At 74.8% G+C, this 24,356-nt stretch carries 22 protein-coding genes; 9 read left to right on the plus strand and 13 right to left on the minus strand.

The annotated features are described in order from the left end of the window. Positions 1–40: 40 nt before the first annotated feature. Together ACFVHB_RS34535 and ACFVHB_RS34540 are read right to left on the minus strand one after the other, a co-directional pair. A complete protein-coding gene (locus ACFVHB_RS34535) occupies positions 41–1,081 on the minus strand; it encodes a hypothetical protein (RefSeq protein ID WP_380330115.1) in 1,041 nt (346 codons plus the stop codon). 242 nt (positions 1,082–1,323) lie between these two features. Then, a complete protein-coding gene (locus tag ACFVHB_RS34540) occupies positions 1,324–3,483 on the minus strand; it encodes a protease pro-enzyme activation domain-containing protein (protein WP_380330117.1) in 2,160 nt (719 codons plus the stop codon). Positions 3,484–3,815: 332 nt separating this feature from the next. Here ACFVHB_RS34540 and ACFVHB_RS34545 point away from each other — a divergent pair, with 332 nt between their 5' ends. Beyond that, positions 3,816–4,382, plus strand: a complete 567-nt coding sequence (locus tag ACFVHB_RS34545; protein WP_380330118.1) for a CGNR zinc finger domain-containing protein — start codon at positions 3,816–3,818, stop codon at positions 4,380–4,382. Between the two features lie 128 nt (positions 4,383–4,510). Here ACFVHB_RS34545 and ACFVHB_RS34550 read toward each other — a convergent pair whose 3' ends face one another. The 3 genes from ACFVHB_RS34550 to ACFVHB_RS34560 form a co-directional block, all read right to left on the minus strand. Then, positions 4,511–6,013, minus strand: coding sequence for an FAD-dependent monooxygenase (locus tag ACFVHB_RS34550; RefSeq protein ID WP_380330120.1), 1,503 nt, complete (start codon positions 6,011–6,013; stop codon positions 4,511–4,513). 146 nt (positions 6,014–6,159) lie between these two features. Then, positions 6,160–7,860, minus strand: coding sequence for a phenylacetic acid degradation protein PaaN (gene paaN / locus ACFVHB_RS34555; protein ID WP_380330122.1), 1,701 nt, complete (start codon positions 7,858–7,860; stop codon positions 6,160–6,162). A 226-nt stretch (positions 7,861–8,086) separates the two neighbouring features. Next, positions 8,087–9,355 carry a hypothetical protein gene (locus tag ACFVHB_RS34560; protein ID WP_380330124.1) on the minus strand — a complete coding sequence of 423 codons (1,269 nt, stop codon included), beginning with the start codon at positions 9,353–9,355 and terminating at the stop codon, positions 8,087–8,089. 191 nt (positions 9,356–9,546) lie between these two features. Here ACFVHB_RS34560 and ACFVHB_RS34565 point away from each other — a divergent pair, with 191 nt between their 5' ends. Then, a complete protein-coding gene (locus tag ACFVHB_RS34565) occupies positions 9,547–10,128 on the plus strand; it encodes a TetR/AcrR family transcriptional regulator (RefSeq protein ID WP_380330126.1) in 582 nt (193 codons plus the stop codon). A gap of 78 nt (positions 10,129–10,206) precedes the next feature. Here the strand turns inward: ACFVHB_RS34565 and ACFVHB_RS34570 are convergent, their stop codons facing one another. Beyond that, a complete protein-coding gene (locus tag ACFVHB_RS34570; RefSeq protein ID WP_380330128.1) occupies positions 10,207–10,668 on the minus strand; it encodes an Lrp/AsnC family transcriptional regulator in 462 nt (153 codons plus the stop codon). 148 nt (positions 10,669–10,816) lie between these two features. Here ACFVHB_RS34570 and pdhA point away from each other — a divergent pair, with 148 nt between their 5' ends. The 4 genes from pdhA (at position 10,817) to ACFVHB_RS34590 (ending at position 16,198) form a co-directional block, all read left to right on the plus strand. Beyond that, positions 10,817–11,956, plus strand: a complete 1,140-nt coding sequence (gene pdhA, locus ACFVHB_RS34575; protein WP_380330131.1) for a pyruvate dehydrogenase (acetyl-transferring) E1 component subunit alpha — start codon at positions 10,817–10,819, stop codon at positions 11,954–11,956. After that, positions 11,956–12,954 (plus strand): alpha-ketoacid dehydrogenase subunit beta, encoded by a 999-nt coding sequence (locus ACFVHB_RS34580; protein ID WP_380330134.1) that lies wholly within the window; start codon positions 11,956–11,958, stop codon positions 12,952–12,954. The genes pdhA and ACFVHB_RS34580 overlap by 1 nt, the downstream gene beginning before the upstream one ends. Before the next feature lie 5 nt (positions 12,955–12,959). Continuing rightward, the gene (locus ACFVHB_RS34585) at positions 12,960–14,318 is read left to right on the plus strand and encodes a dihydrolipoamide acetyltransferase family protein (RefSeq protein WP_380330198.1); all 1,359 of its coding nucleotides are present in this window, start codon (positions 12,960–12,962) and stop codon (positions 14,316–14,318) included. Positions 14,319–14,536: 218 nt separating this feature from the next. After that, on the plus strand, positions 14,537–16,198 hold the full coding sequence (locus tag ACFVHB_RS34590; protein ID WP_380330137.1) for a globin domain-containing protein: 1,662 nt from the start codon (positions 14,537–14,539) through the stop codon (positions 16,196–16,198). Between the two features lie 10 nt (positions 16,199–16,208). Here the strand turns inward: ACFVHB_RS34590 and ACFVHB_RS34595 are convergent, their stop codons facing one another. Both ACFVHB_RS34595 and ACFVHB_RS34600 read right to left on the minus strand, forming a co-directional pair. Then, positions 16,209–16,736, minus strand: coding sequence for an NUDIX domain-containing protein (locus tag ACFVHB_RS34595; protein ID WP_380330140.1), 528 nt, complete (start codon positions 16,734–16,736; stop codon positions 16,209–16,211). A gap of 202 nt (positions 16,737–16,938) precedes the next feature. Continuing rightward, a complete protein-coding gene (locus ACFVHB_RS34600; RefSeq protein WP_380330143.1) occupies positions 16,939–17,316 on the minus strand; it encodes a phage holin family protein in 378 nt (125 codons plus the stop codon). 121 nt (positions 17,317–17,437) lie between these two features. Between ACFVHB_RS34600 and ACFVHB_RS34605 the strand changes: the two genes are divergently transcribed. From ACFVHB_RS34605 to ACFVHB_RS34615, 3 genes are all read left to right on the plus strand, one after another. Then, positions 17,438–17,755: a cupin domain-containing protein gene (locus ACFVHB_RS34605; protein WP_380330146.1), complete on the plus strand. Its 318-nt coding sequence runs from the start codon at positions 17,438–17,440 to the stop codon at positions 17,753–17,755. Positions 17,756–17,895: 140 nt separating this feature from the next. After that, on the plus strand, positions 17,896–18,564 hold the full coding sequence (gene tenA, locus ACFVHB_RS34610; RefSeq protein WP_380330149.1) for a thiaminase II: 669 nt from the start codon (positions 17,896–17,898) through the stop codon (positions 18,562–18,564). Positions 18,565–18,788: 224 nt separating this feature from the next. Beyond that, positions 18,789–18,989, plus strand: coding sequence for a DUF5326 family protein (locus tag ACFVHB_RS34615; protein ID WP_380330152.1), 201 nt, complete (start codon positions 18,789–18,791; stop codon positions 18,987–18,989). A gap of 54 nt (positions 18,990–19,043) precedes the next feature. On the opposite strand, the gene ACFVHB_RS34620 is transcribed toward ACFVHB_RS34615, so the two are convergent. The 5 genes from ACFVHB_RS34620 to ACFVHB_RS34640 are packed head-to-tail and all read right to left on the minus strand — an operon-like array spanning position 19,044 to position 24,314. Beyond that, entirely contained in the window at positions 19,044–19,985 is a 942-nt protein-coding gene (locus ACFVHB_RS34620) for an NAD-dependent epimerase/dehydratase family protein (RefSeq protein ID WP_380330155.1), read from the minus strand. Beyond that, positions 19,976–21,070 carry a cytochrome P450 gene (locus ACFVHB_RS34625; RefSeq protein WP_380330158.1) on the minus strand — a complete coding sequence of 365 codons (1,095 nt, stop codon included), beginning with the start codon at positions 21,068–21,070 and terminating at the stop codon, positions 19,976–19,978. The genes ACFVHB_RS34620 and ACFVHB_RS34625 overlap by 10 nt, the downstream gene beginning before the upstream one ends. Further along, positions 21,067–22,545: an AMP-binding protein gene (locus ACFVHB_RS34630; protein WP_380330160.1), complete on the minus strand. Its 1,479-nt coding sequence runs from the start codon at positions 22,543–22,545 to the stop codon at positions 21,067–21,069. The genes ACFVHB_RS34625 and ACFVHB_RS34630 overlap by 4 nt, the downstream gene beginning before the upstream one ends. Positions 22,546–22,563: 18 nt before the next feature. Beyond that, on the minus strand, positions 22,564–23,304 hold the full coding sequence (locus tag ACFVHB_RS34635) for a glycosyltransferase (RefSeq protein ID WP_380330163.1): 741 nt from the start codon (positions 23,302–23,304) through the stop codon (positions 22,564–22,566). Further along, complete coding sequence (locus ACFVHB_RS34640; protein WP_380330166.1) at positions 23,301–24,314, minus strand: 3-oxoacyl-ACP synthase III family protein; 1,014 nt, start codon at positions 24,312–24,314, stop codon at positions 23,301–23,303. The genes ACFVHB_RS34635 and ACFVHB_RS34640 overlap by 4 nt, the downstream gene beginning before the upstream one ends. Positions 24,315–24,356 lie beyond the last annotated feature (42 nt).

Below are 24,356 nucleotides of genomic sequence, written 5' to 3' on the forward strand. Positions count from 1 at the left end.
GCCCCGGGGCGGCCGGTCAGGAACGGGCCGCCGAGGACCGCTACTCCCACTCCCAGCGGATGCCGACGTGGCCCGGCTGCTGGTCCGGGGCGAGCACGTGGGCGCTGGCGGAGGCGCCGATCCAGAGCTGCTCGCGGCGGCGGTCGACGTCCTCGCCCGGGGCGCGGTCGTAGCGCTCGCAGTGCACCGGGACGGCGGCCGGGTCGAAGTGCACCTGGAGCACGTACTCGCGGACCGGGATGGCGAAGCGGCGGCTGTACTCCATGGTCGGGCCGCCGCCGGGCGGGATCTCCACCTCGTACTCGAAGACCGTGCTGTCGCCGAGCGCGAGCGGGCGGTCCAGCATCAGCTCGCCGACCACCAGGCCGACGTGCGGGCGGCGCCGGACCCGGCCGAGCCGGCCGTGCCGGACCGAGGTGATCTCGGGGCAGCCGGTGGCCTCCTCGTCGGCCTTGTGCACGACCAGGCAGCGGGCGACCCCGCCGACGGTCGCGCGGACCACCTGGCGCATCCGCAGCAGGTTGCCGCGCCGCTCGGCGTCGACGTAGTACGAGTCGTGGATGGACAGCCGCTCCAGCTCGCCCACCGGCGGGGCGTCCAGCTCGGCGAAGACGTCGGCGATCTCCTGCTCCCCGGGCCAGACGTCCTCCAGCCGCAGGTGCGCGGTGTTGGCGGCGGCGGCCCAGCGGCCGCGCGGGCGCGGGGGGCCGAGCAGCGCGGAGAGGGTGGAGTGCGGCAGGCCGAGCAGCTCCTCCAGCAGGTGGACGGCGCGCAGCGAACTGGCCCGCTCGGGCTGGCTGCGGCCGCGCCGCCAGTAACTCAGGGTGGTGACGCTCACCCTGACACCGCGTTGGGCCAGCGCGGCGCGGATCCGGTCCAGGCTCAGGCCGCTGGCCTCGATCGCCAGGTTCAGGGTGTCGGCGAAGCCGCCGGCGGGCGCGGGGCGGCCGGCCGCGGCGGCGGCGACCGCGGGCGGGACCGGCGCGGCGGCAGGCGGAACCGCCCCGGCGGCGGGCGTGGGCGTGCCGGGGTGCGGGCCGACCAGCCGCAGCCGGGCGTCCTGGGGTTGCTGTGAGCCCATGCGGTTACCTTCCCCAGCAGGTGGGATCGGCGCGGCCGGTCCGACGCCGAGGCGCGCCGAGAGCGGCTTCACCGAGCTGTGGGGCACCCTATGCACGGTCGAGAGGCTACGTCATCAGTCGTGCGTATGACAGTGGTCACGAGTCTTCGACCGCAGGGTTATCGATCTTGAAACAGTGTGGAAACACAACGCCGGGGCGGTCCAGGTGCGGACCGCCCCGGCAATGCGGGCCCGGAGACTGATCAGGAGACGTTGAGCGAGGCGTCGTCGATCACGAAGCTGGTCTTCAGCGAGGAGTCCTCGGTGCCGGTGAACTTGATCGTCACCGTCTGGCCGGCGAAGGCCGACAGGTCGAAGGTCTTCTGCGTGAAGCCGGTGGCCGCGTTGGCGTTCGACAGCGTGGTCAGCGTGGTCGAGCCGGCCTGGACGGTCAGCTTGTCGTACGCGGTCGAGCCGGTCTCGGCGGTGTCGACGTGCACCCAGAACGCGAGGGTGGCCCGGCAGCCGGCCGGGATCGAGACGGTCTGCGCCAGGGTGTCGGTGTGGGCGCTGCCGTAGCCGTCCAGCCAGGCCTTCCAGGAGCCGGAGTGGGCGGCCTCGCCGGTGCTGCTGTCGACCACGCCGGTGGAGGCGGTCCACGGCGCGGCGGTGCCGGTCTCGAAGCCGCCGTTGCCGATCAGCTGGGCCGGGGTGCAGCCGCCGGACGGCGGCGGGGTGGTGCCGAGCAGCGCCGTGTTCAGGGCGTCGGCGATCGGGCTGCCCCAGCCGGTGACCTGGTCGTAGCCGGCCTTGGTGGTGAAGTCCTGGTTCTTGCCGGTGGTCACGTCGTGGAACGTGCTGCCGTAGCCGCTGCCGTTGGCGACCGCGTACAGCTTCGGGCTCGCCTCGCCGAGGACCGGCTGGCCGGCCGCCTTGGCCTTCTGGTTGAACTGGGCCGCGTAGCCGGACCAGAGCGGCGCGGCGGCGCTGGTGCCGCCGTACACCTGCCAGCCGCCGACGGTGTAGATCGCGAAGCCGCTGGCCGGGTCGGCGTTGGAGGAGACGTCCGGGACGGTGCGCATGGTGCCGGAGACGCCGGTGCCGGTCTGCCAGCTCGGCTTGGCGAAGACGGTGGAGACGCCGCCGCCGGCCGTGCTCCAGGCGCTCTCCGAGGAGTAGGCGTTGCCGGAGACCTTGAGGTTGGTGCCGCCGACACCGGTCTGGTGCGGGCTGGACGCCGGGAAGTCGACCGCCTTGACGGTGGAGCCGCTGGTGGAGCGGGTGCAGTCGCGGGAACCGTCGTCGCCGGAGGCGGAGAAGATCGAGATGCCCTGTGCGGCGGCCTGCTTGAAGGAGTTGTCGACGGCCGTCATCGAGGAGGCGGTGGTGTCCGGCTCGCAGGAGCCCCACGAGATGGAGATGACCGAGACCCGGTTGTCCGCGACGATCTTGGCGGCCATGTCGATCTCGCCCTGGTCGCTGTTGGGGGCCTCGTAGACCAGCTGGGTCGCCTTGGGCGCGACCCCGCGGACGATCTCGCTGTCCAGCTCGACCTCGCCCTGGCCCTGGCCGGGCGCGGAGTCGTAGTTCGCGCCGTCGACGGAGACGGTGGAGACGGCCGGGCCGGTCAGGCCGTACTGGGAGTCGTAGGTCTTCAGGTTGTTGGCGCTGTAGCCGTCGAACTCCCACAGCGCGACGGTGACCCCGGTGCCGTCGGCACCGGTCTTGTCCAGGTTGTACGCGCCGTCGTACTGGGCCGGGCCGAAGCCGCTCGGGGTGGCGGCGGTGGCGTTGGGGGCGGCGGGCGGGGTGGTCGGCTTGACGTTGCGGGTGGTCCGGACGGTGTGGTTGTTCAGGCCGGATATGCCCTGCACCACGTCGGCCAGGTCGGCCGGGACGGAGGCGGCCGCGTCGTTGGCGAAGAAGGTCCGCTGCTGCTGCGGGTCCAGGTAGGCGCTCTCGTGGGTGCCGAAGGCCTTGGCGATCTGCTCGGCGGTGCCGTGGGCGTTCACCACCTGGCGGTTGTCGCTGACGCCCGAGACGGCCAGGCCCTGGGCGGTCAGGTAGGTCTTGACCTGCTCGACGGCGGCCTGGGTCGGACCGAAGCGCTCGGTGAACTGCTGCGGCGTCAGGTACCGGCCGTACTCCGGGGTGCCGGGCGTGGCGATCGCGGCGAGGAAGCGGTCCAGTTCGGCGGTGTTGCGCAGCTTCAGGCTGACCGCGACGGACAGCTGCTGGTCGGCGGGGACGTCGCCCTTCTTCTCGGAGCGGGCCACGGCGGGGGTCACGGTGTTCGGCAGCGAGACGCGGGGCGCGGCGGCGTTGGGGACCGGGGCCGCCTGGGCGGCGCCGACGCCGAGCGAGACGGCGGTCAGCGGCAGGACGGCAAGGGCCGCGGCAAGGGCAAGGGAGCGGGGGCGCACGGAATCCTCCTCTGGCCGGCATGTGGGGACCGGCAGGGGCCAGGGCGTCGCTGGGGTGAGACGCTGGCTAGAACATGTCAGAGGAGGTAGGGGAATTGGCTCATGGTCAAGCAATTCGTTGCTAAAGAACAGTCAACTGTGGAGAACCGAATGGAGATCGCTCCATACAGTTAACGGGCGGAATTCCCGCATTCGGTCCCGGCCCGATTCCGCGCCGGTTCGCGGCCGATTGCGGCTGGTTGTGGCCGGTTGTGGCCGATCGCGGCCGGACGAATTCGGACAGACCGGGGCGGACGTAGAATCGGATACCGGGCGCGACCGAGGGAGGACCGATGACGGACCGCAAGGCAGAGCCGCGCGACCCGCGGCCGCTGATCGGCGAGCCGCTCTCGCTGGACCTGCTGAACACGCGGTGGGCGGGCACGCCGGTGAACGACCTGCTGGGCGAGCCGGACGGCTACCGGACCTGGCTCTCCTCGGCCGGGCTGGCCGGGCGCTGCGAGGCCGGGGAAGCCGGGCTGGCGGCCGTCCGGGAGGCCCGGGAGGCACTGGCGGCGGCGGTCCGGGACCTCGACGAGCACGGTGCGGCGGGGACGGCGGCGACGGCCGGGCTGAACGCGGTGCTGCGGCACGGGCGACTGCGGCGGGAGCTCGGGCCGCAGGGGCCGGCCGAGCACGTCGAGGTGGACTGGCCGGAATGGCTGGCGGCCTGGCTGGCGGTGGACGACTTTCTCGGACTGCTCGAGCAGGGGGCGCACCGGATCAAGAAGTGTGCGCACGAGGCCTGCATTCTGCACTTCTTCGACACGTCGCAGAACGGGCGTCGGCGGTGGTGCTCGATGGCGGTTTGTGGGAATCGGGCGAAGGCCGCGCGGCACTACGAGAAGGTCAAGGCCTGAGGGGCCGCTGCGGCGCGACGCGAAGGTCAAGGCGTAGCGGTGCGGTGCGGTGCGGGAAGGCGTCGCGCGGCGCGGCCCGTTGCGCGGGAGGCGTGGGGCGGGGCGGCCCGCCCCACGCCTCGGGCGGGTCAGTTGTCGCCGGGGGTGCCGAGCCAGTGGGCGAGGGCGGCGCGGAGTTCGCCGCGGCCCGGGTCGACGGCGGCCCAGGCGGCGTAGCCGTCGGGGCGGATCAGCAGGACGGTGTCGCGCAGCTTGCCGTGCGGGTCGGCCGGGGCCGCGGTGACCACGCGGTCCGCCCACGGGTCGGCGGCCGACAGTTCGTCATTGCTGACCAGCACGAACTTCCCCCCGCGCAGCGCCTCGTAGAGCCGCTCGGGCGCGGCCGGCCCTTCCTCGCGGGGCTGCTCCAGGCCGGTCAGCCGCAGGTCGGGGACGCGCCGGCCGGCCAGCGGGTGGGCGTCCTTGGGCGCGGCGTACCGGATGCCGATGCCGGAGACCAGCTTGGCGCCGCGCGTGGCGACCACGTCGAGGTGCTCGGCGATGGTGGTGAGGGCGCCGCGCAGGGCCCGGGTGGGCGCGGAGTGGGCGAGGGCGAGCCGGATCAGGGCGCCGGAGCTGCGCAGCACCGTCTTGCCGACCGGGTGCCGCTCGGTCTGGTAGGTGTCGAGCAGGGCGTCGGTGGCCCAGCCCTGGACGGCGGCGGCGAGCTTCCAGGAGAGGTTGGCGGCGTCCTGCAGGCCGGTGTTCATGCCCTGGCCGCCGGCCGGGGAGTGGCAGTGGGCGGCGTCGCCGGCGAGGAAGACCCGGCCGGAGCGGTAGTTGGGGACCTGCCGCTCGTCGCTGTGGAAGGTGGAGCTCCAGCGGGCGTCGTGCAGGCCGTAGTCCTCGCCGAGGGTGTGGCGGGTGAGCTCGGCGATCCGCTCCAGCGGGGGCGGGGTGCCGTCGGGGTGCTGCTCGTGCCGGTCCCAGGCGATGACCCGGTACCAGCCGTCGCCGAACGGCGCGAGGAAGGCGAAGCCGTCCTCGGTGGCCCCGACGGTGATGGCCTCGGCGGGCTCGCGCTCCAGCCGGACGTCGGCCAGCACCACGGAGTTGACCACGGACTCGCCGGGGAAGGGGATGCCGAGCAGGTCGCGGACGGTGGAGTGGACGCCGTCGGTGCCGACCGCGTACCGCGCGCGGTGGCTCGTGGTGCGGCCGTCCTCGCGGGCCTCCAGCGTGACGCCCTCGGCGTCCTGGCGCAGCCCGGTGACCTCGACGCCGCGCAGGATCGTCGCGCCGGCCTTCTCCGCGCGCTCCTGGAGCAGGCGCTCGGTGTTGGACTGGGGGGTGATCAGGACGAACGGGAAGCGGGTGGGGAGGTTCGCGAGGTCGACCCGGACCTTGTCGAAGAGCTTCAGCGAGCCGAGGGCCCGCCCGGTGGCGATGAGTTGGTCGGCCAGGCCGCGGGCGTCCAGCATCTCCAGGCTGCGGGCGTGCACGGCGAAGGCCCGGGTGAGGTTGGACTCGGTGCCGCGCTTCTCCAGGACGGTGACCCGGACCCCGGCGGTGGCCAGGTCTCCGGCCAGCAGCAGTCCGGTCGGTCCGGCGCCGACGATCAGGACGTCGGTGACGGTCTGCTTCGCGGTCATGTGTCAGCTCCCGGTGTTCGGACGGAGGTTGGACGCCGCTCTCGGCGCTTTCCCGGCCTCCATCATCGCGGTCCGGGACGGGGCTGTGAATCTCCGGGCCCCGGCGTCGTGGCGCCGGGGCCCGGAGGGGGTGGAGCGGGCGGGGATCAGCTGTGGCGGCGGATCTCCACGGTGCGGAACCGGTTGGCGACGAACGCGCCGTCGCAGTAGGCGGAGTTGGCGGCCGGGTTGGCGCCGGTGCCGTGCAGGTCGGAGAAGGCGGCGGTCTGGTTGGCGTACACCCCGCCGGTGAGGTTGAGCGAGAGCGAGACGCCGGAGTCGAGCGCGGCCTCGACCAGGGCGTTCTCGACCTCGGGCGCGGTGGTGTAGCCGGAGGCGGTCATCGCGCCCTGGGTGCGGACGGTGTCGCGGAGCAGTTCGACCGCGGCGGCGGTGTTCTCCACCGCGACGGCGAAGGAGACCGGGCCGAAGCACTCGCTGCGGAAGACCGCGCGGTCGTCCGGCTTGTCGGCGTCCAGCTTGACCAGCGCCGGGGTGCGGACGGTCGCGGCGGGGAACTCGGGCGAGGTCACCACCCGCGGGGCGAGGGCGAGTTCGCCGTACTCGCCGCCGGCCGCGGCGACCGTGCGCTGCAGCACGCCGGGGTTGACCACGGCGCCGAGGATGGCGGCGGCGCGGGCGTCGTCGGAGAGCAGGCCCTCGATCGCGGCGGCGAGGTCGCCGACCACCTCGTCGTAGGACTTGGCGCCCTGGTCGGTGTCGATGCCGGTGCGCGGGATCAGCAGGTTCTGCGGGGTGGTGCACATCTGGCCGCTGTAGAGCGAGAGCGAGAAGGCCAGGTTGTCGAGCATCCCCCGGTAGTTGTCGGTGGAGTCGACGACCACGGTGTTGACGCCGGCCTTCTCGGTGTAGACCTCGGCCTGCCGGGCGTTCTCCTCCAGCCAGTCGCCGAAGGCGGTCGAGCCGGTGTAGTCGATCAGCTTGATCTCGGGGCGGACCGCGAGGGTCTGGGCGACGGTGCCGCCCTCGTGCTCGGCGGCCAGGCAGACCAGGTTGGGGTCGAAGCCGGCCTCGGCGAGCACCTCGCGGGCGATCCGGACGGTCAGCGCGAGCGGCAGCATCGCGCGCGGGTGGGGCTTGACCAGCACCGGGTTGCCGGTGGCCAGCGAGGCGAACAGGCCGGGGTAGCCGTTCCAGGTGGGGAAGGTGTTGCAGCCGATCAGCAGGGCGAGGCCGCGCGGGACGACGGTGAAGTCCTTGGTCATCACCAGCGGGTCGCGCTTGCCCTGCGGCTTGCTCCAGCCGGCGCTCCGCGGCAGCCGGGTCTGCTCGGCGTACGCGTAGGCGACGGCCTCCAGGCCGCGGTCCTGGGCGTGCGGGCCGCCGGCCTGGAAGGCCATGCCGTACGCCTGGCCGGTGGTGTGCATCACCGCGTGCGCGAACTCGTGCGAGCGGGCGTTGATCCGGCCCAGGATCTCCAGGCAGACGGCGGCGCGGTCGAGCGGGGTGGCGGCGGCCCAGCCGGGCCGGGCGGCGGTCAGCGCGGCGATCAGCGCGTCCGGCTCGGCGTGCGGGTACCCGATGCCCAGCTCGACACCGTACGGGGAGGCCTCGCCGCCGACGAGGTCGCCGTCGGCGGGGTGCTGGTCGAGGGCGAACGGCTGGTTCAGCAGGGCCTCGAAGGCGGCCTTGCCGTCTGCGGCGCCGCTCTCGCCGTAGGCCTTCGGGAACTCGGGGTAGGGCGACCAGTAGTCGCGCTTCGCCGCGGCGGCGAGCGCGGCGTCCAGGGTGGCCTGGTGGCGTTCGACCAGCTCGGCGACGAGGGGGTGGGTGACCGCTGCGGACATGGTGTGCGCTCCTCAGAGGGGAGGACGGGACACGTCACAGAGTAACCGAACGATCGGTCGGCTCAAGAGGGTGTGACGAACCGGGCCGGGTTCGTCCGGTGGGAGCCTGTGGAAGCAGACGGGGGCGCGTCCGTGCTGGACGCGCCCCCGGGGTGGTTCCGGTGCCGGCTCACGTGCCGGTCATGCGCCGGTCACGTGCCGGGCCATGTGCCGGTTACGTGCCGGTCTACGGGATGCCGAGCTCGAAGATCACGTACCCGCCGTACCAGCCGGAGGCGATCGCGCCGGTGCCCAGCACCGTCGCCAGCACCGGCCAGCTGAGCTTGCGCAGCGCCACCGCCAGGGCGATGAGCAGCGGGAACGCCGGCAGCAGGTAGCGCGAGGTGTTGCCGAAGATGCCCAGGCTGCCGAGCACCGAGACGATGGTGGCCAGGGTGTAGGCGGTCAGCACCAGCGGCGGGCGCAGCCGCACCAGCAGCACGATCAGCACCGGCAGGGTGAGCACTATGAGCGTGGACAGCTGGTCCGCGATCGGGAACGCGAACGGGTAGTCCGTCCGCCCCAGCAGCACCCCGCGGATCGCCTTGTAGGTGCCCACGCCGAAGTCGAAGTAGTGCAGCCAGGCGTCGTGCTGGATCTTGAAGTAGCCGCCCCAGTCGTCGGTCTTCCAGCCGACCCAGCCCACGTAGCCGAGCAGGCCGACCGGGGCCAGCAGCATCGCCGTCACGGGGCGGGCGACGCCGCTCTCCCGCCGGTACAGCTCGACCAGCGCGGCCAGGCCGACGGCACCGATCAGCGCCGCCGAGGTGGGCCGGTTGAGCCCGGCGACCAGGCTGATCACCCCGGCCGCGACCCACTGCTTGGTCATCACGCAGTAGCAGGCCCAGGCGGCCAGCGCGACGAACAGCGAGTCGGAGTAGATCGCCCACTCGGCGCCGGAGCCCGGGGCGATCGCCCAGAGCCCGGCCGCGATCACGCCGGCCCGCGGCCCGGCCATCCGGTCCACCACCGCGTGGATCCCGGCCGCGGCGAACAGCGAGGCGACGATCGAGACCAGCATCCCGGCGCCGTACAGGCCGAGCCCGGTGCCGTCCGAGACCAGCCGCATCAGGCCCGGGTAGAGCGGGAAGAAGGCGGCCGAGTTCTGCTCGATGGTGAAGCCCGGGGTGCCGCCGGGGATCGGGACCAGCGCCGGGTGGTAGCCGAACTCGGCGACCTGCTGGTACCACCAGCCGTCCCAGCTGGCCACGACGTCCCACGGGTTGGCGCCGCCGCCGAAGCGGGGGTGCTTCTTGACGTACTCGCCGGAGAACGCGAGCAGCTTCATGAAGACGGTGAAGCCGACCAGCTTGAGCACCGCGTAGCACCAGACGGCCGGCCCGAACCGGACGACCAGCGCACGGGCGTGCTCGCGCCAGCCGGTCTCCGCTCCGCTCTCCGGCTCGCCGCTGCGCTGCTCGGGCACGTCGGAGGCGACTGCCGGTATTGCGCTCATGCTCCCCACCCTGTGCTGGCCGTGGACGATCGTCCGCCGAGTCTAGGGCCTGTCGTGTGGATCAGGCCGGGGCCGCGACGCTCCCCCGGGCCCCGGCGTCCGCGTGTGCCCCCGGTGCGGACCGGGCTGCGCCGGGGCGGAGCGGCCGACCCGATCGCGTGGGGCGGAGCGGGGCCGGGGATACTCGGAGGATGGCCGATCACACCACGCGCACCGCCTACACCGTGGAGTCGCTGCTCGCGGTGACCGTCGACGTCTTCAACGAGCGCGGCTACGACGGCACCTCGATGGAGGACCTGTCCCGGGCGGCCGGCATCTCCAAGTCGTCGATCTACCACCACGTGCGCGGCAAGGAGGAGCTGCTCCGGCTCGCCGTCGGGCGCGCGCTGGACGGGCTGTTCGGGATCCTGGCCGAGCCGGCCGCGGTCGAGGGCCCGGCGGTGGAGCGGCTGGAGCACGTGGTGCGGCGGACCGCCGAGGTGCTGCTGGAGGAGCTGCCGTACGTCACCCTGCTGCTGCGGGTGCGCGGCAACACGGCCACCGAGCAGTGGGCGCTGGAGCGGCGCCGGGAGTTCGACCACCAGGTCGCCGAGCTGCTGCGGGCGGCGGTCGCGGACGGCGCGCTGCGGGCGGACGTCGAGCCCCGGCTGGCCACCCGGCTGCTCTTCGGCATGATCAACTCGATCGTGGAGTGGTACCGCCCGGGCCTCAAGGCGGCCGACGGCGTCGCCGACGCGGTGGTCCACCTGGCCTTCGACGGGCTGCGCGCGTAGCGGCGCCTCCCGAGGGGTGCCTCCCGGAGCGCGCCCCCCGAGCACCGCGCCCCGGCGCACCGGGCCCGAGGGCGTCCGCTAGTCGGGCGGGACCTGGTCGGTCTCCTCGAAGACCAGCATCGTGCGGGTGCCGAGCACCTGCGGGATGGACTGGATGCTGCCCAGCACCAGCTCCCGCAGCGCGTGGTTGTCGGCGGTGTGCACCAGCAGCAGGACGTCGAAGTCCCCGCCGACCAGGGCGATGTGGGCCACCCCGGGCAGCTCCAGCAGCTGCTCGCGGACCGAGCGCCAGGAGTTCTGCACGATCTTCAGGGTGACGTACGCGGATGCGCCCTGACCTGCCTTTTCGTGGTCGACCCGGGCGGTGAAGCCGCGAATGACGCCGTCCTCGACCATCCTGGAGATCCGGGCGTACGCGTTCGCCCGGGACACGTGCACCCGCTCGGCCACCGAGCGGATCGAGGCGCGACCGTCCTGCTGCAGCAGCCGCAGGATCGCCCGGTCGACACGGTCGAGTCTGGACGTCTGTTCAGCCGACATGACCCCCCACCCTCACTGATTGGACGCACTGCCACCAGTCGACCGCCGCCCGGGCCGATTGTCCAGCACCTTGTCACGCTTCTGGTCAAGATGAACAGACGACCGAACAATCGGTAGGGAGCCCCCGCCCCCCCTGGAGGTGCCCGAGATGACCGTTCTCGACCACAGACACCACACGGCGGTGCCCGGCTGGCTGCCCGGGGCGACCGCCCCCCGCACCGACCCGGCACCCCTGCTCCCGGACGCCTCGCCGGTCCGCGTGCTCGGCACTCCCGAGCTGGAGAAGTACGACCCTGCGCTGCTGCGCGAGCTGTACCGCCGCCTGGTGGTCGGCCGCCGCTACAACCAGCAGGCCACCACGCTGACCAAGCAGGGCCGGCTCGCCGTGTACCCGGCCTCCACCGGCCAGGAGGCCTGCCAGGTCGCCGCCGCGCTGGCGCTCGGCGAGCGCGACTGGCTCTTCCCCAGCTACCGGGACACCCTCGCGGTGGTCTCCCGCGGGGTCGACCCGCTGGAGGCGCTGACCCTGCTGCGCGGCAACGCGCACACCGGCTACGACCCGCGCGCCAGCCGTACCGCGCCGCTCTGCACCCCGCTCGGCACCCAGGCCCCGCACGCGGTCGGGCTGGCGCACGCCGCGAAGCTCGGCGGCGAGCCGGTGGTCGCGCTGGCGCTGCTCGGCGACGGCGGGACCAGCGAGGGCGACTTCCACGAGGCGCTGAACTTCGCCGCCGTGCTCCAGGCCCCGGTCGTCTTCCTGGTGCAGAACAACGGCTACGCGATCTCCGTCCCGCTGACCGCGCAGTCGGCCGCGCCCAGCCTGGCCCACAAGGCCGTCGGCTACGGCATGCCGGGCCGGCTGGTGGACGGCAACGACGCGCCCGCCGTGCACAGCGTGCTCGCCGAGGCGGTCGAGCGGGCCCGGTCCGGCGGCGGCCCGACCCTGGTCGAGGCGCTCACCTACCGGATCGAGGCGCACACCAACGCCGACGACGCCACCCGCTACCGGGACGAGGCCGAGGTGGCCGCCTGGCGGGAGCACGACCCGATCCTGCTGATGGAGCGCCACCTGCGCGCCCTCGGACTGCTGGACGACACCCTGGTGCAGGAGGCGGCCGACGAGGCCGAGGCGCTGGCGGCCCGGATGCGGGCCGAGTTCCACACCGACGCCGAGCTGGACCCGATGTCGCTGTTCGCCCACGTCTACGCCGAGCCCACCCCGCAGCTGCGGGAGCAGGCCGCCCAGTTGTCCGCCGAGCTGGCCGCCGAGGCCGAGGTGCAGCACTGATGTCCGACACCGCTGTCTCTTCGCGCACCGCCACCATGGCGCAGGCGCTCAACTCCGCGCTGCGGGACGCCATGCGCGAGGACCCGGCCGTGCACGTGCTCGGCGAGGACGTCGGCGCGCTCGGCGGCGTCTTCCGGATCACCGACGGGCTGACCGCCGAGTTCGGCCCGGACCGTTGTCTCGACACCCCGCTGGCCGAGGCGGGCATCCTCGGCACCGCGATCGGCATGGCCATGTACGGGCTGCGCCCGGTGGTGGAGCTGCAGTTCGACGCCTTCGCCTACCCGGCGCTGGAACAGCTCTTCTCGCACGTCGCCAAGATGCGCAACCGCACCGCGGGCAAGCTCCCGCTGCCGATCACCGTCCGGATCCCGTACGGCGGCGGGATCGGCGGCGTCGAGCACCACAGCGACGCCTCCGAGGCGTACTACACCAGCACCCCCGGCCTGCACGTGGTCACCCCGGCCACGGTGGCCGACGCGTACGGGCTGCTGCGGGCCTCGATCGCCTCCGACGACCCGGTGGTCTTCCTGGAGCCCAAGCGGCTCTACTGGGGCAAGACGGAGTTCGACCCGGCGGCGCCGGTCGAGCCGATCGGCAGGGCCGTGCTGCGGCGCACCGGGACCTCCGCGGTGCTGATCACCTACGGGCCCTCGCTGCCGGTCTGCCTGGAGGCGGCCGAGGCGGCCAAGGCCGAGGGCTGGGACCTCGCCGTGCTGGACCTGCGCACGCTGGTCCCGTTCGACGACGAGACGGTCTGCCGCGTGGTCCGCTCGCTGGGCCGGGCCGTGGTGGTGCACGAGGCGAGCGGCTTCGGCGGCACCGGCGCGGAGATCGCCGCCCGGGTCACCGAGCGCTGCTTCCACCACCTGGCCGCGCCCGTGGTGCGGGTCACCGGCTTCGACATCCCGTACCCGCCGCCGATGCTGGAGCACCACCACCTGCCCGGGGTGGACCGGATCCTGGACGCGGTCGCCCGGCTGCAGTGGGAGGACTGAGGATGATGCCCGTCGTGCGCGAGTTCACCCTGCCCGACCTCGGTGAGGGGCTCACCGGGGCGGAGGTGGTCCGCTGGATGGTCGAGGTCGGCGAGGTGATCGCGGTCGACCAGCCGGTGGTGGAGGTGGAGACCGCCAAGGCCGTGGTCGAGGTGCCCTGCCCGTACGGCGGGGTGGTCACCGCCCTGTTCGGCGAGCCGGGCGAGGAGGTGGCCGTCGGCGCGCCGCTGGTGACGGTCGCGGTGGCGCCCGGGGAGGGCGAGCCTCCGCTGGTCGCGGAGGCCCTGGCGGCCGCCGAGGTGGAGCGGCCGCTGGTCGGGTACGGGGTCGCGGAGCCGGACCGGGGTGGCCGGCGGCGGCGGGTCGGGGTGCCGGCCGCTGTTCCCGCCGCCGCCCCCGTCACGGTGGCGGCCCCGGTGGCTCCGCAGGCCCCGCCGGCTCCCCCGGCTCCGGTGGTCGCTCAGGCTCCGTCGGCCCCGGTGGTCGTGCCGGTGATCTCTCCGCTGGTGCGCCGGCTGGCCCGGGAGCAGGGGGTCGACCTGGCCTCGGTCACCGGCAGCGGACCGGACGGCCTGATCATGCGGGCGGACGTCGAACGGGCGGTCGCGGCCAAGGTCGCGGCTCCGGCGACTCCAGCGGTACCGGCGGCAGCGGCGGCAGCGGCACCCGCCGCGCAGGAGGGCGTCGTCCCGCTGCGCGGGCTGCGCCGGGCGGTGGCCGAGAAGCTCACCCGCAGCCACCGGGAGATCCCCGCGGCGACCTGCTGGGTGGACGCCGAAGCCACCGAACTGATGGCGCTGCGGCGGCAGTTGAATGCCGCCCCTGGCCCGAAGGTGAGCGTGCTGGCGCTGCTGGCGCGGATCTGCACGGTCGCGCTGGCGCGCTTCCCCGAACTCAACTCCAGTGTGACGGAGGACGGTTCGGGCATCCTGCGGCACTCGGCGGTGCACCTGGGCTTCGCCGCGCAGGGCGAGCGCGGCCTGGTCGTCCCGGTGGTGCGGGACGCGCAGGCGTTGAGCACCGAGCAACTCGGCGCCGAGCTGGGCCGGTTGACGGAGGCGGCGCGGGTCGGTTCGCTGACTCCGGCCGAACTCACCGGCGGGACTTTCACGTTGAACAACTACGGGGTGTTCGGCGTGGACGGTTCCACACCGATCCTCAACCACCCCGAGGCGGCGATGCTCGGGGTCGGCCGGATCGTCGCCAAGCCCTGGGTCCACCGGGGCGAGTTGGCGGTGCGCGAGGTCACCCAGCTGTCCTTCACCTTCGACCACCGGGTCTGCGACGGCGGGACGGCGGGCGGCTTCCTGCGGTTCGTGGCGGACTGCGTCGAGCAGCCGGGGATGCTGCTGCGGCAGCTCTGAGCTGCGCCCGGTCGCCTTGCGTGTCTGAATGGTCACGCAAGGCGACCGCGAATCGGGTGAGAGTAGCGCGTCCCGGGGGCGGGTGTCCGGGCTTCGCGCGATTTGTCGGATGAGCAGTTCGGGCGTGCCACGCTGCCTAGCGTCAACAGGGACAAGCCAGGTGGTGGCGCAGGCCGGCCGGAGGCGAAACGATTCTCTTGGGTACTCGAAACGCTGCGGTGAAGTCCCGCAGAACACTTCTGGTCCGTACCGGGCACGGCTCGGCGGGAGTCGCGGCGGTGCCCGGGCTGCCCGACATCACTCCGGACACCACGCCCGACACCACGCCGGACGTCGTCCCGGACGCCCTGCCGGCCGCCGTCGCCCTGCCGGCCGCCGTCGCCCCGACGGCCCCGGTCGGTCCCGCCGTCACCGACGTCACCGCCGTCCTGCCGCCGATGCCGCTCGACCCGCCGGACCTCCCGCCGGTACCCGTGATCCCCGACCCGCCCGCCGTGCCGCCCGCGATCCCCGCGCCGAGCCGGCCCGAGGGCGCCGCGCCCGCGGGACCGCCCGCCCCGGTGATCGAGCCGCTGTTCCCCCACGCCCCCGGCCTCAACTGGGCCGGCCCGGGCGACCTCCCCCAGCCTCCGGCCGGGGGGACCCCCATGAGCGGCGCGTGGGCGCTGCAGACCCTGGGCGACGCCCGCCCGGCACCCGTCGCCGCACCCGCGCCCGACCTTCGCACCGCCGCCGAACAGCCGCCCACCGCCCGCGACATCGAGCTGATCCGGGCCAGCCTGGCCGTGGTCGAGCCGGTCGCCGACCGGGCCACCGCGCACTTCTACGCGCTGATCTTCCTGCACCACCCCGAGGTCCGCGCGCTGTTCCCGGCCGCCATGGACGTCCAGCGCGACCGGCTCTTCCGCGCCCTGCTGACGGCCGCCCGCAGCGCCGGCGACCCGGAGGGACTGCGCAGCTACCTGAGCGCGCTCGGCCGCGGCCACCGCCGGTACGGCACGCTGACCGGCCACTACGCCCCGGTGGGGGAGTGCCTGGTGCAGGCGCTGTCCCGGTACGCCGGCGGCCGTTGGGACGCCGAGACCGAGCTGGCCTGGCGCCGGGTGTACCGGCTGGTCTCCTCGATCATGATCGAGGCCGCCGAGGAGGCCGCCCGGACCTCGCCGCCCTGGTGGCAGGCCGAGGTGGTCGGGCACGAGCGCCGCACCCCGGACGTCGCGGTGATCACCGTCCGCCCGGACCAGGCCTACCCGTACCGGGCCGGGCAGTACACCAGCCTGGAGACGCCCTGGTGGCCACGGGTCTGGCGGCACTTCTCGTTCGCCACCGCGCCCCGGCCGGACGGTCTGCTGACCTTCCACGTCAAGGCGGTCCCGGCGGGCTGGGTGAGCAACGCGCTGGTCCACCGGGCCGCGCCCGGGGACGTGCTGCGGCTGGGCCCGGCGGCCGGTGCGATGACCGTCGACCACGCGGCCGGCGCGGACCTGCTCTGCCTGGGCGGCGGCACCGGCATCGCCCCCATCCGGGCGCTGGTCGAGGAGGTGGCCGAGTACGGCGCGGCCGGCCGTTCGGTGGAGGTCTTCTACGGCGCCCGACAGGCCGCGGAGCTGTACGAGCTGGAGGCGCTGAGCGCGCTCGCCGCGCGGCACCCGTGGCTCTCGGTCCGCCCGGTGCTGTCCGGGGCGGGTGCCCCGGGCGCCGGTGCGCTCACCGGGGAACTGCCCGAGGTGGTGGGCCGGTTCGGGCCCTGGATCGGCCGGGAGGCGTACCTCAGCGGGCCGGCCGCGATGATCCGGCGCGGGGTCGGCGTGCTGCTGCGGGCCGGCGTCGCGCCGGAGCTGATCCGGCATGACCTGGTGGGCGACCTGGCGGCGGGCTGAGGCCGCCGACTCAGCCCAGGTCGGGGGCGAGCAGCGCGCGGACGCCCTCGATGTTGGCGGCCAGGTAGGCGCGCAGGCTGGGCGGGACGACGTTGACCGAGGTGACGCCCTCCCGGGTGAAGGGCAGCCGGACCACCTCGTACTCGCCGTTGGGATCCTCGACCTCGGGGCCGTGCCGGCGGCTGAGGTCCATCGAGGTGAGCCGGCAGACGAAGAAGTGCTGCACCTTGACCCCGTGCGGGTGGAGCAGGGTGCCGTCGTCGTGGTGGGTGTGGCTGACGGTGTCGACGAAGGCCGGGACGACGTCCACCACCTTGCCGCCGAGTTCCTCGTCCACCTCGCGGTGCAGGGCGTCGACCACGGTGCGGTCGCCGCGCTCGACCCCGCCGCCGGGGGTGATCCAGTACGGGTGCGGGGAGCCGGGCCGGGTGCGCTTGATCAGCACGATCGAGGCCGGGGAGTGCGGGTCGTCCGGGTCCAGCTCCAGCAGGATCGCCCGCGCGGTGCGTTTGACGACGGGACGGGGCGGGGTGCGCATGGCGACCTCCGGGGCTGGAGCGTTGTGCGGGAGTCTCCCGCAGACGGCCGGGAGCGAAACCCGGGCCCGCCCGGGTGCGTCCGATCGGGCCGGGTGCACGGCCCGCCCGGATCCCGGACGGCAGCGGTCGGAACGGAGGAAGGGGCCCGCACCCGGTGGACCACCGGGTGCGGGCCCCTCCGGCGCCGCCCGCACGCGCCGCTCAGTCGTCGTCGCCGAGCGCCAGGTTGAGGCCCCAGGACACCAGGCTGATGATCAGCGAGCCGAACAGCGCGGCCCAGAACCCGTCGACGTGGAAGTCCAGGTCCAGCTTGTCCGACGCCCAGGAGGTCAGCCAGAGCATCAGGGCGTTGATGACGAAGGTGATCAGCCCCAGGGTGAGGATGAACAGGGGTAGCGAGAACAGCTTCACCACCGGCTTGATCAGCCAGTTCACCACGCCGAAGACCAGCGCCACGGCGATCACCGTGAGGGCCTTGTGCTGCCAGTCGTCACCGGTCAGCGTGATGCCGGTGACGATCCAGGCGGCCACCCAGATGGCGGCCGCGTTGATAAGTGTCTTGATGACGAAACCCTTCATGGGGCCAGCGTCCCAGGCGGGCCGGGGCGGGGGAAGCTCCCGGCGGCCGTCTTTGGTGTTGAATGCCCTGGTGAGCGCCCGGGGGCCCGGCCCCGGAGCACCGCGGTAGGAGAACGCCCCGATGAAGCTGTTCCGGCTCGACGAACTGGACGCCGAGCGCGCCGCCCACGACGGCGCCTACCTGCGCTTCCTGCGCGAGCCGCGGATGTCCGCCGGCCTGTACGCGCTCTCCCCCGGTGACACCGACCCGCAGACCGCGCACGCCCAGGACGAGATCTACCAGGTGATCAGCGGCCGGGCCGAGTTGACCGTCGGCGACGAGACCACGACGGTGGCGCGCGGCACCGTCGTCTACGTCCCGGCCGGGGTCCCCCACCGGTTCCACCACATCACCGAGGAGCTGCGGGTGCTGGTGGTGTTCTCCCCGCCGGAGGACTGACCCGCGTCCGCCGAACCCGCGTCGGCCGTACCCGCGTCGGCCGTACCGCCGTACCCGCCCCACCCGCATCCGCCGTACCCGCGCTACCCGCATGCGGACGGGCCCGCCCCGGTCCGGCCGGCCCGGTTAGGGTCGGGGGTATGAGCCTGAGCCTGACGGAAGAACTCTGGGCGGCGATCGAGCCGGTCTACGCCGAGATCCTCGACCACCCCTTCATCGGCGGCCTCACCGACGGCACCCTGCCGCGCGAGGCGTTCCGCCACTTCGTCGTCCAGGACTCGCACTATCTGCGCGACTACGCCCGCGCGCTCGCCGTCTGCGCCGCCAAGGCGCCCGGCGAGGAGGACGTGCGGGCCTTCGCCGACGACGCGGTCGGCGCGCTGGCGGCCGAACAGGGCATGCACGCCGAGTTCCTGACCGCCTTCGGCGGCAGCGCCGAACAGGCCGCCGCCGAACCGGTGTTGCCCACCACCCGGGCGTACGCCAGCTACCTGCTGGCCACCGTCTACGGCGGCTCCTTCGCGGAGGCGGTCGGCGCGGTGCTGCCCTGCTACTGGATCTACGCCCGGGTCGGCGAGGAGCTGCTCGCCAAGGGCTCCCCCGACCCGCTGTACGCCAAGTGGATCGCCACCTACGGCGACGAGGCCTTCCAGTCCGTGGTGCGCCGGGTGCTCGCGCTCACCGACCGGATCGGCGAGGAGATCTCCCCGGCCGAACGCCGCCGGGTGGTGGAGCACTTCACCACCACCGCGCGGTACGAGTGGATGTTCTGGGACGCCGCCTGGCGCGGCGAGACCTGGCCGGTCTGAGCCGCCCGGCCCCCGCCCGGTCCCGGCGACCTCCGCCCGACCTCCGCCCGATCGCCCGCCGGAGCCAGGGGTTACCCCGGGCCCGGCCTCGGGGTGTTCTCCGGGTTCTCTCCGGGCCGTTGGCCCTCGTTCCGGCACATCCGCCCCCGTACGATCGAAGCATCGAGAGCAAGCGGGATGCGGCACCGGACGGCAGCCGGCCCGAGGGGAGAGAAGGAACGGACATGGCTGAGTTCTGGAAGTCGCTGCCCTCCTGGGTGCGCAACATCGTCGTCCCGGTGCTGGTGCTGATCCTCGCCTGGAACGTCGTCGGGTTCGTGTTCGGCGTGGTGGGCGCGCTGCTGAGCCTGGCCATCAAGCTGCTGGTGGTGGTGGGCATCGCCGCCGCCGTGGTGATCCTGGTGAAGAAGGCCGCCAGGAACTGAGCCGCCGGCTCCCCCGGACGCCCGTACCCCGTGGGGGTGCGGGCGTCCGGCGTTTCACCCGCGCCGCGGCCCGGGGCCGTCCGGGGGCGCGGGTCCGCGCAGCGGGACGGACGAGAGGTCCCAGCGCGGGAGCCAGCCGGTGGCGCGGGCCCGGGAGGTGTCCAGGACGACGCTGTGGGCGAGCTGGTCCACGGCGTACGGGGTCAGACCGGGGATCCGGCCGGTGCGGGCGGCGAGCCGGGCGAGCGGGGCGGGGACGTGGCCGATCCGGGCGCGCACGCCGTGGGCGGCGAGGACCGCGCGGACGGCCGCGTCCCGCCGGTACGGGCGGGCGTCGGCGAGGTTGTAGGCGCCGGCCGCCCAGGCCGGACCGGTCACCCCGAGCGCGGCGAGGCAGGCGTCGGCGAGGTTCGGCACGGCGGTGAGGCTGAGCCGGACGTCCGGCCCGGGGAGCAGCAGCAGGCCGTGGCGGACGCGTTCGAGCAGCCGCGGCGCGAGGTGCGGGTCGCCCGGCCCGTACACGGCGCGCGGGCGCAGGACGACGGCGCCCGCCGCCAGTGCGAGCCGCTCGCCCGCGGCCTTGGTGCGGCCGTACGCGTTGAGGTGGCCGCCCCCGGTGGGGTGGTCCTCGGTGACCAGGGTGCGGGGGAGTCGCGGGTCGTAGACGCTGGCGCTGCTCACCCAGACGACCGGGCGGCCGGCGGCGGCGCGCAGCAGCCGTTCGGTGCCGGTGACGTTGACGGCGTACTGCTGGGCCTCGGCGGCCGAACCGGCGCCGGCGGTCGGCGGGGCCGGGTCGCCGACGGCGGCCGCGCAGTGCACCACCAGGTCGGCGCCGGACAGGTCGGGGTCGCCGGTGGTGGCGTCCCAGGGGCGGTGCCGGCCGACCGGGCCGGGGTTGCGGCCGAGGCAGAGCACGTCCAGGCCGAGGCCGGCCGCGGTGCGGGCGACGTGCGAGCCGCAGAAGCCGCTCGCACCGGTGACGGCTATCCGCATCGGCCCTCCCCCGCGCGGACGGTGAGCTCGGCGTAGCCGGGCAGCGCGGCGCGGCGGTCGGCGCGGGCGCGGACGACCACCGGGCGGTGGGGGGCCAGGGCGAGCAGGACGTCGGCGAGCTGGGCGCGGGCCAGGCCGGCGCCGGGGCAGGCGTGCGGGCCGGCGCCGAAGACGGCCTGGGTGGCGGCCGGCGCGGTGGCCGGGGCACTCCGGTGGGCCTGGGCGGCGTGCCGGGCGACCAGGACCAACCGGTCGCCGGCCCTGACCGGGCGGCCCGCCAGGGTGGCGTCGGCGCCGGCCACCCGCGGGAGCAGCGGCGAGGGGGCGGTCAGCCGGAGGAGTTCGGCGGCGAGCCGGGGTGCGGTCGCGGCGTCCACGGTGGGCCAGAGGCCGGCGTCGGCGCACCAGGCGGCGGCCCGGGGGAGTGCGGCGACGGTGGTGTTGACGGCGGCGACGGTCAGCATCGCGTCGAGCGGGTCGGGGAGCAGGGCGGTGAGCCGGGTCGCGGCCGCGCCGGCGGCCTCCTTCGCGGCGGCGCGCCGGCCGGGGAGGCGCGGGCCGGGCAGGTGGTCGGCGGCGGCGGTCGCGGCGGCCTCGGCGGCGGCCCGGGCGAGGGTGCGCGGGGCGGCGTCCGAGCCGGTCAGTGCGGCGGCCGTCACGCCGGCCAACTCCTGGGCTAGGTCGACCAGTTCGAGCGTGCCGGTGGTGAGGGCGGGGAGCCGTGCGGCGAGGACGGCCTGCCAGTGCGGGCGGATCCGGTCCACCGCGCCGCTGTCCAGGGCGCCGGCCAGCGCCCGGCGGGCGGCCCGGTGTTCGCCGCCGTCCTGGTCGAACAGCAGCCCGCCGTCGGTGAGTTCGGCGGCGGCGCCGCCGGTGGTGCCGGCGGCGGTGCGGTCGAGCGGGATCCGGGTGAGCGCCTCCCGGTAGGCGTCGGTGCCGTGCACCAGGACGGTCCGGCCGAGCCGGACGACCGGGCGGTGGCGGGTGGCGCCGAGCAGGGCGAACAGGACGGGGTGGCTGCGCAGGTAGACGCGGCGGTCGCGGCGGCGGGCCGCCCGGGAGGCGGCGGGGGTCACGGTGTTCACGTGCCCAACTCCCGCGCGCAGTGGGCCGAGGCGGCGGCCCGGTCGGGCTTGCGGGAGCGACCGGCCAGCGGGACCTCCCCGAACAGCAGCGCGTCCGGCCGGGCGCCGCCCATCCGGCCGAGCGGCCCCTGCAGGGCGGCGCGCAGCCGGTGCGGATCGGCGCCGGGCCGGGGCTGGACGAGGGCGACCAGCCGTTCGTCGCCCGGTGCGTCGGGGCGCGGGACGCCGACCAGGACGGCGAGTTCGACCTCCGGGAGGTGCAGCGCCGGCTCGTACAGGCCGGGGTAGATGTTCTCGGCACCGCGCAGCACCATGTCCTTGAGCCGGCCGGCGAGCACGATCCGGCCGTCCGGGTCGAGGGTGGCGCGGTCGCCGGTGCGGACCCAGGGGTCGGGCTCCTCGCCGAGGTAGCGGTGCCGGGCGCCGGGGCCGGTGAGCAGCAGTTCGCCGTCCGGGCCGAGCTCGGTGCGCACGCCCGGCAGCGGAGCGCCGACCAGGTCCCCGGGGCCGGGGAACGCGCGCTTCTCGGCCTCCTCGACGGCCGCGGCCGGGAACAGCTCGGTGAGCGCGTACACGCCCCAGGCCTGGTCGGCGCCGGCCCGCTTGACCCGGCGGAGCAGGGTGGCGTCGGCGGGCGCGGAGCCGGTCCAGACCCGGCCGGAGAAGCGGGCCCCGGCGCCGAGGGCGGCGCGCAGCTGGGGCGGCGTGAGGTAGGTCTGCGCCGGTGCCAGGCGGGCGAGCTGGCGGGCCAGGGCGCGCGGTGAGCGGGCCGGCAGGGCGACGGCGGCGCCCGCGGCCAGGGCGGGGACCAGCACGAAGAAGGTGCCGCCGAGCACCACGCTCCCGGGGCGCGGGTCGACCAGCTCGGTGACGGTCCGCAGACCGGCCGCCAGTCCGTCCCGGGAGTGCACGACGGCGCGCGGCCGGGCGGTGGTGCCGGAGGTGAAGACGATCACGGCGTCGGTGTCTTGGTCGCCGGCCCGGGGTGCGGGCGCGGCGGTGGCGGTGGTCCGCAGCCGGGGCGCGCAGCCGGGCAGTCGGCGGCCGAGGGTGGCGACCGGGCCGAGCGCGGCCAGCCGGGGCAGCGCGAGGTCGGCGCGGCGGGCGAGCGGCCCGGCCCAGCCGGCCACCGCCTGGGCGGCGGCGTCGGCGAGCACCAGCTCCGGCCGGGCCAGCGCGAGCCGGGCGGCGAGCACGTCCGGCCCGGCGGTGGGGTCGAGCACGGCGGCCCGCAGGCCGAGCCGGTGGGCGGCGAGCATGACGGCGAGCGCCCGGGGGCCGGGGCGGAGGGCGACGCCGAGGGTGGCGCCGTCGCGCAGGCCGCGGGCGTGCAGGGCGGCGGCGTGGGCGTCGGCGAGGTCGGCGAGTTCGCCGCGGCGGATCCGGACCCGGGTGCCGCCGGTGCGGGTGTGCTGCAGCACGGCGGGCCGGTCGGGGTGGACGGTCCGCAGGGTGTGGGCGAGCCGGTCGAGCACGGGATGGCCTCCGGGTGGTCAGCGGACGTCGGCGGAGCGCGGGCCGGCGCCGCGCTCCAGGTACCAGCGGGCGGTGCCGATCACGCCGTAGGCGCGGATCCGGCGGGTGGAGTTCTGCACGACCATGTCGCGGCGGTGGACGATCGCGGTGGTGTGCCGGCGGACGCGGTTGATGAACGTCCGGTCGGTGGGCGAGGGGCGCCGCGGCATGCCGCCGACCGCCTGGTACAGCTCGGCGGTGATCGCCATGTTGTTGCCCGCGTGCATCCGGTACGGGGTGAGGTAGCCGTGCTGGCGGCGGTGTGCGGGCCGGATCCGGCCGAAGGACGCGCCGAGCGCGACCAGCAGCAGGAACACCGCGCGCCCGGCCGGGCCGTGCTCGTCCCGGCGGGCGGTGACCCGGCCGCAGACCAGCCCGCGCGAGGCGCGCAGCCCGGCCCGGGCGGCGGCCGTCCAGCCGGGCTCGGGCAGGCAGTCGGCGTCGGTGCGGGCGAGCAGCGTGGCGCCGTGCGCGATGGCGTGCCGGAACGCGGTGTCCACCGCCGAGCCGACCCCCTTCTCCGGCTCGACCAGCACCTCGACCGGGAACGGCGCCCGCCCGGCGAAGGCGCGGACCTTCGCCACCGTCCCGTCGGTGGAGCCGTTGTCGGCCACCAGCAGGGTGAACTCCCGGTCCCGCTGGGCGGCGAGGGCGTTCAGCGTGCCGTCGATCCGGGCCTCCTCCTGGTAGGCCGGGACGATCACCCACAGTTCGGTCACGACGCCTCCCAGACCATCGTCATCAGGCTGACGCCGCCGCCGAGCCCGATCAGCAGCACCTTGTCACCCGGGCTCAACTCATGGCGTATCCGGTCGAGTTGGACGCCGAGCGTGGCGCTGGCGATGTTGCCCAGCTCCGGCACGGTGAGCACCAGCTTCCCGGCCGGTACGCCGGTCAGCTCGACGAAGCGCTCCAGGTAGGGGACGGTCACCTGGTGCACCAGCACCCGGGCGTAGTCGTCCCAGCCGAGGCCGGTGCGGGCCGCCACCCGGGTCAGGATGGTGCCGCCGATCTTCTCGAAGACGCCGCGCAACTCCTTGCCGCCGCCCCGGAAGTAGCTGTACTCGTCGCCGCGCGGGTGACGCGACCCGCCGCCGGGGATGCCGCCGACCTCCCAGTGCTCGGAGGCGGTCTCGGTCTCGACGTCGAGGATGCCGCCGCGCTCGACCGCCTCGACCAGCACGGCCGCGCCGGCGTCGCCGAAGGTGTACCCGGCGAAGCCGTCCCGGAAGTCGGCCAGGCCGCTCGGATCGCGGCGCATCGCCCGGCTGGGCGTCTCGCCGGTGACCACCAGGGCGCGCCGGGCGCGGCCGGCCAGGATCATCGCGCGGGCCAGGTCGATCCCGTTGAGGAAGCTGTTGCAGGCGTTGCTGACGTCCAGCGCGTGGGCCCGTGAGCCGAGTTCGGCCTGGACGAGGTGGGCGGTGGCGGGCTCGCAGACGTCCCGGGTGGCGGAGGCGTACAGCAGCAGGTCGAGGTCGGACGGGTCCAGGCCGCGGGCGTCCAGGGCGCGCCGGGCGGCGCCGATCGCCAGCGTCGACGCGTACTCGCCCTCGGCCGCGAAGTGCCGGGTGACGATGCCGGTGGCCTTCTCGAACGTCCGCTCCGGCAGGCGGAGCCGTCCGCCGGCCGTGACCTCCTCCTGGAGCTGTCGGGAGGTCAGACGGCGGGCGGGCAGGTGGGCTCCGACGGCGGTGATGCCGACCCGGACGGTGGCTGCGGAATGCATGGCCCCATGCTCCGGCGGGCGGGGCGGCGCCCACCTGAGTAC

This window comes from Kitasatospora sp. NPDC127111, from assembly GCF_042677465.1.
GTDB lineage: Bacteria > Actinomycetota > Actinomycetes > Streptomycetales > Streptomycetaceae > Kitasatospora.

Coding starts and splice junctions, on each gene's coding strand:
- ACFVHB_RS34605 (WP_380330146.1), top strand. CDS start 17,438: ATGAAGCTGTTCCGGCTCGACGAACTGGACGCCGAGCGCGCCGCCCAC.
- pdhA (WP_380330131.1), top strand. CDS start 10,817: ATGACCGTTCTCGACCACAGACACCACACGGCGGTGCCCGGCTGGCTG.
- ACFVHB_RS34580 (WP_380330134.1), top strand. CDS start 11,956: ATGTCCGACACCGCTGTCTCTTCGCGCACCGCCACCATGGCGCAGGCG.
- ACFVHB_RS34535 (WP_380330115.1), bottom strand. CDS start 1,081: ATGGGCTCACAGCAACCCCAGGACGCCCGGCTGCGGCTGGTCGGCCCG.
- ACFVHB_RS34615 (WP_380330152.1), top strand. CDS start 18,789: ATGGCTGAGTTCTGGAAGTCGCTGCCCTCCTGGGTGCGCAACATCGTC.
- ACFVHB_RS34550 (WP_380330120.1), bottom strand. CDS start 6,013: ATGACCGCGAAGCAGACCGTCACCGACGTCCTGATCGTCGGCGCCGGA.
- paaN (WP_380330122.1), bottom strand. CDS start 7,860: ATGTCCGCAGCGGTCACCCACCCCCTCGTCGCCGAGCTGGTCGAACGC.
- ACFVHB_RS34585 (WP_380330198.1), top strand. CDS start 12,960: ATGCCCGTCGTGCGCGAGTTCACCCTGCCCGACCTCGGTGAGGGGCTC.
- ACFVHB_RS34560 (WP_380330124.1), bottom strand. CDS start 9,355: ATGAGCGCAATACCGGCAGTCGCCTCCGACGTGCCCGAGCAGCGCAGC.
- ACFVHB_RS34565 (WP_380330126.1), top strand. CDS start 9,547: ATGGCCGATCACACCACGCGCACCGCCTACACCGTGGAGTCGCTGCTC.
- tenA (WP_380330149.1), top strand. CDS start 17,896: ATGAGCCTGAGCCTGACGGAAGAACTCTGGGCGGCGATCGAGCCGGTC.
- ACFVHB_RS34620 (WP_380330155.1), bottom strand. CDS start 19,985: ATGCGGATAGCCGTCACCGGTGCGAGCGGCTTCTGCGGCTCGCACGTC.
- ACFVHB_RS34545 (WP_380330118.1), top strand. CDS start 3,816: ATGACGGACCGCAAGGCAGAGCCGCGCGACCCGCGGCCGCTGATCGGC.
- ACFVHB_RS34570 (WP_380330128.1), bottom strand. CDS start 10,668: ATGTCGGCTGAACAGACGTCCAGACTCGACCGTGTCGACCGGGCGATC.
- ACFVHB_RS34595 (WP_380330140.1), bottom strand. CDS start 16,736: ATGCGCACCCCGCCCCGTCCCGTCGTCAAACGCACCGCGCGGGCGATC.
- ACFVHB_RS34640 (WP_380330166.1), bottom strand. CDS start 24,314: ATGCATTCCGCAGCCACCGTCCGGGTCGGCATCACCGCCGTCGGAGCC.
- ACFVHB_RS34600 (WP_380330143.1), bottom strand. CDS start 17,316: ATGAAGGGTTTCGTCATCAAGACACTTATCAACGCGGCCGCCATCTGG.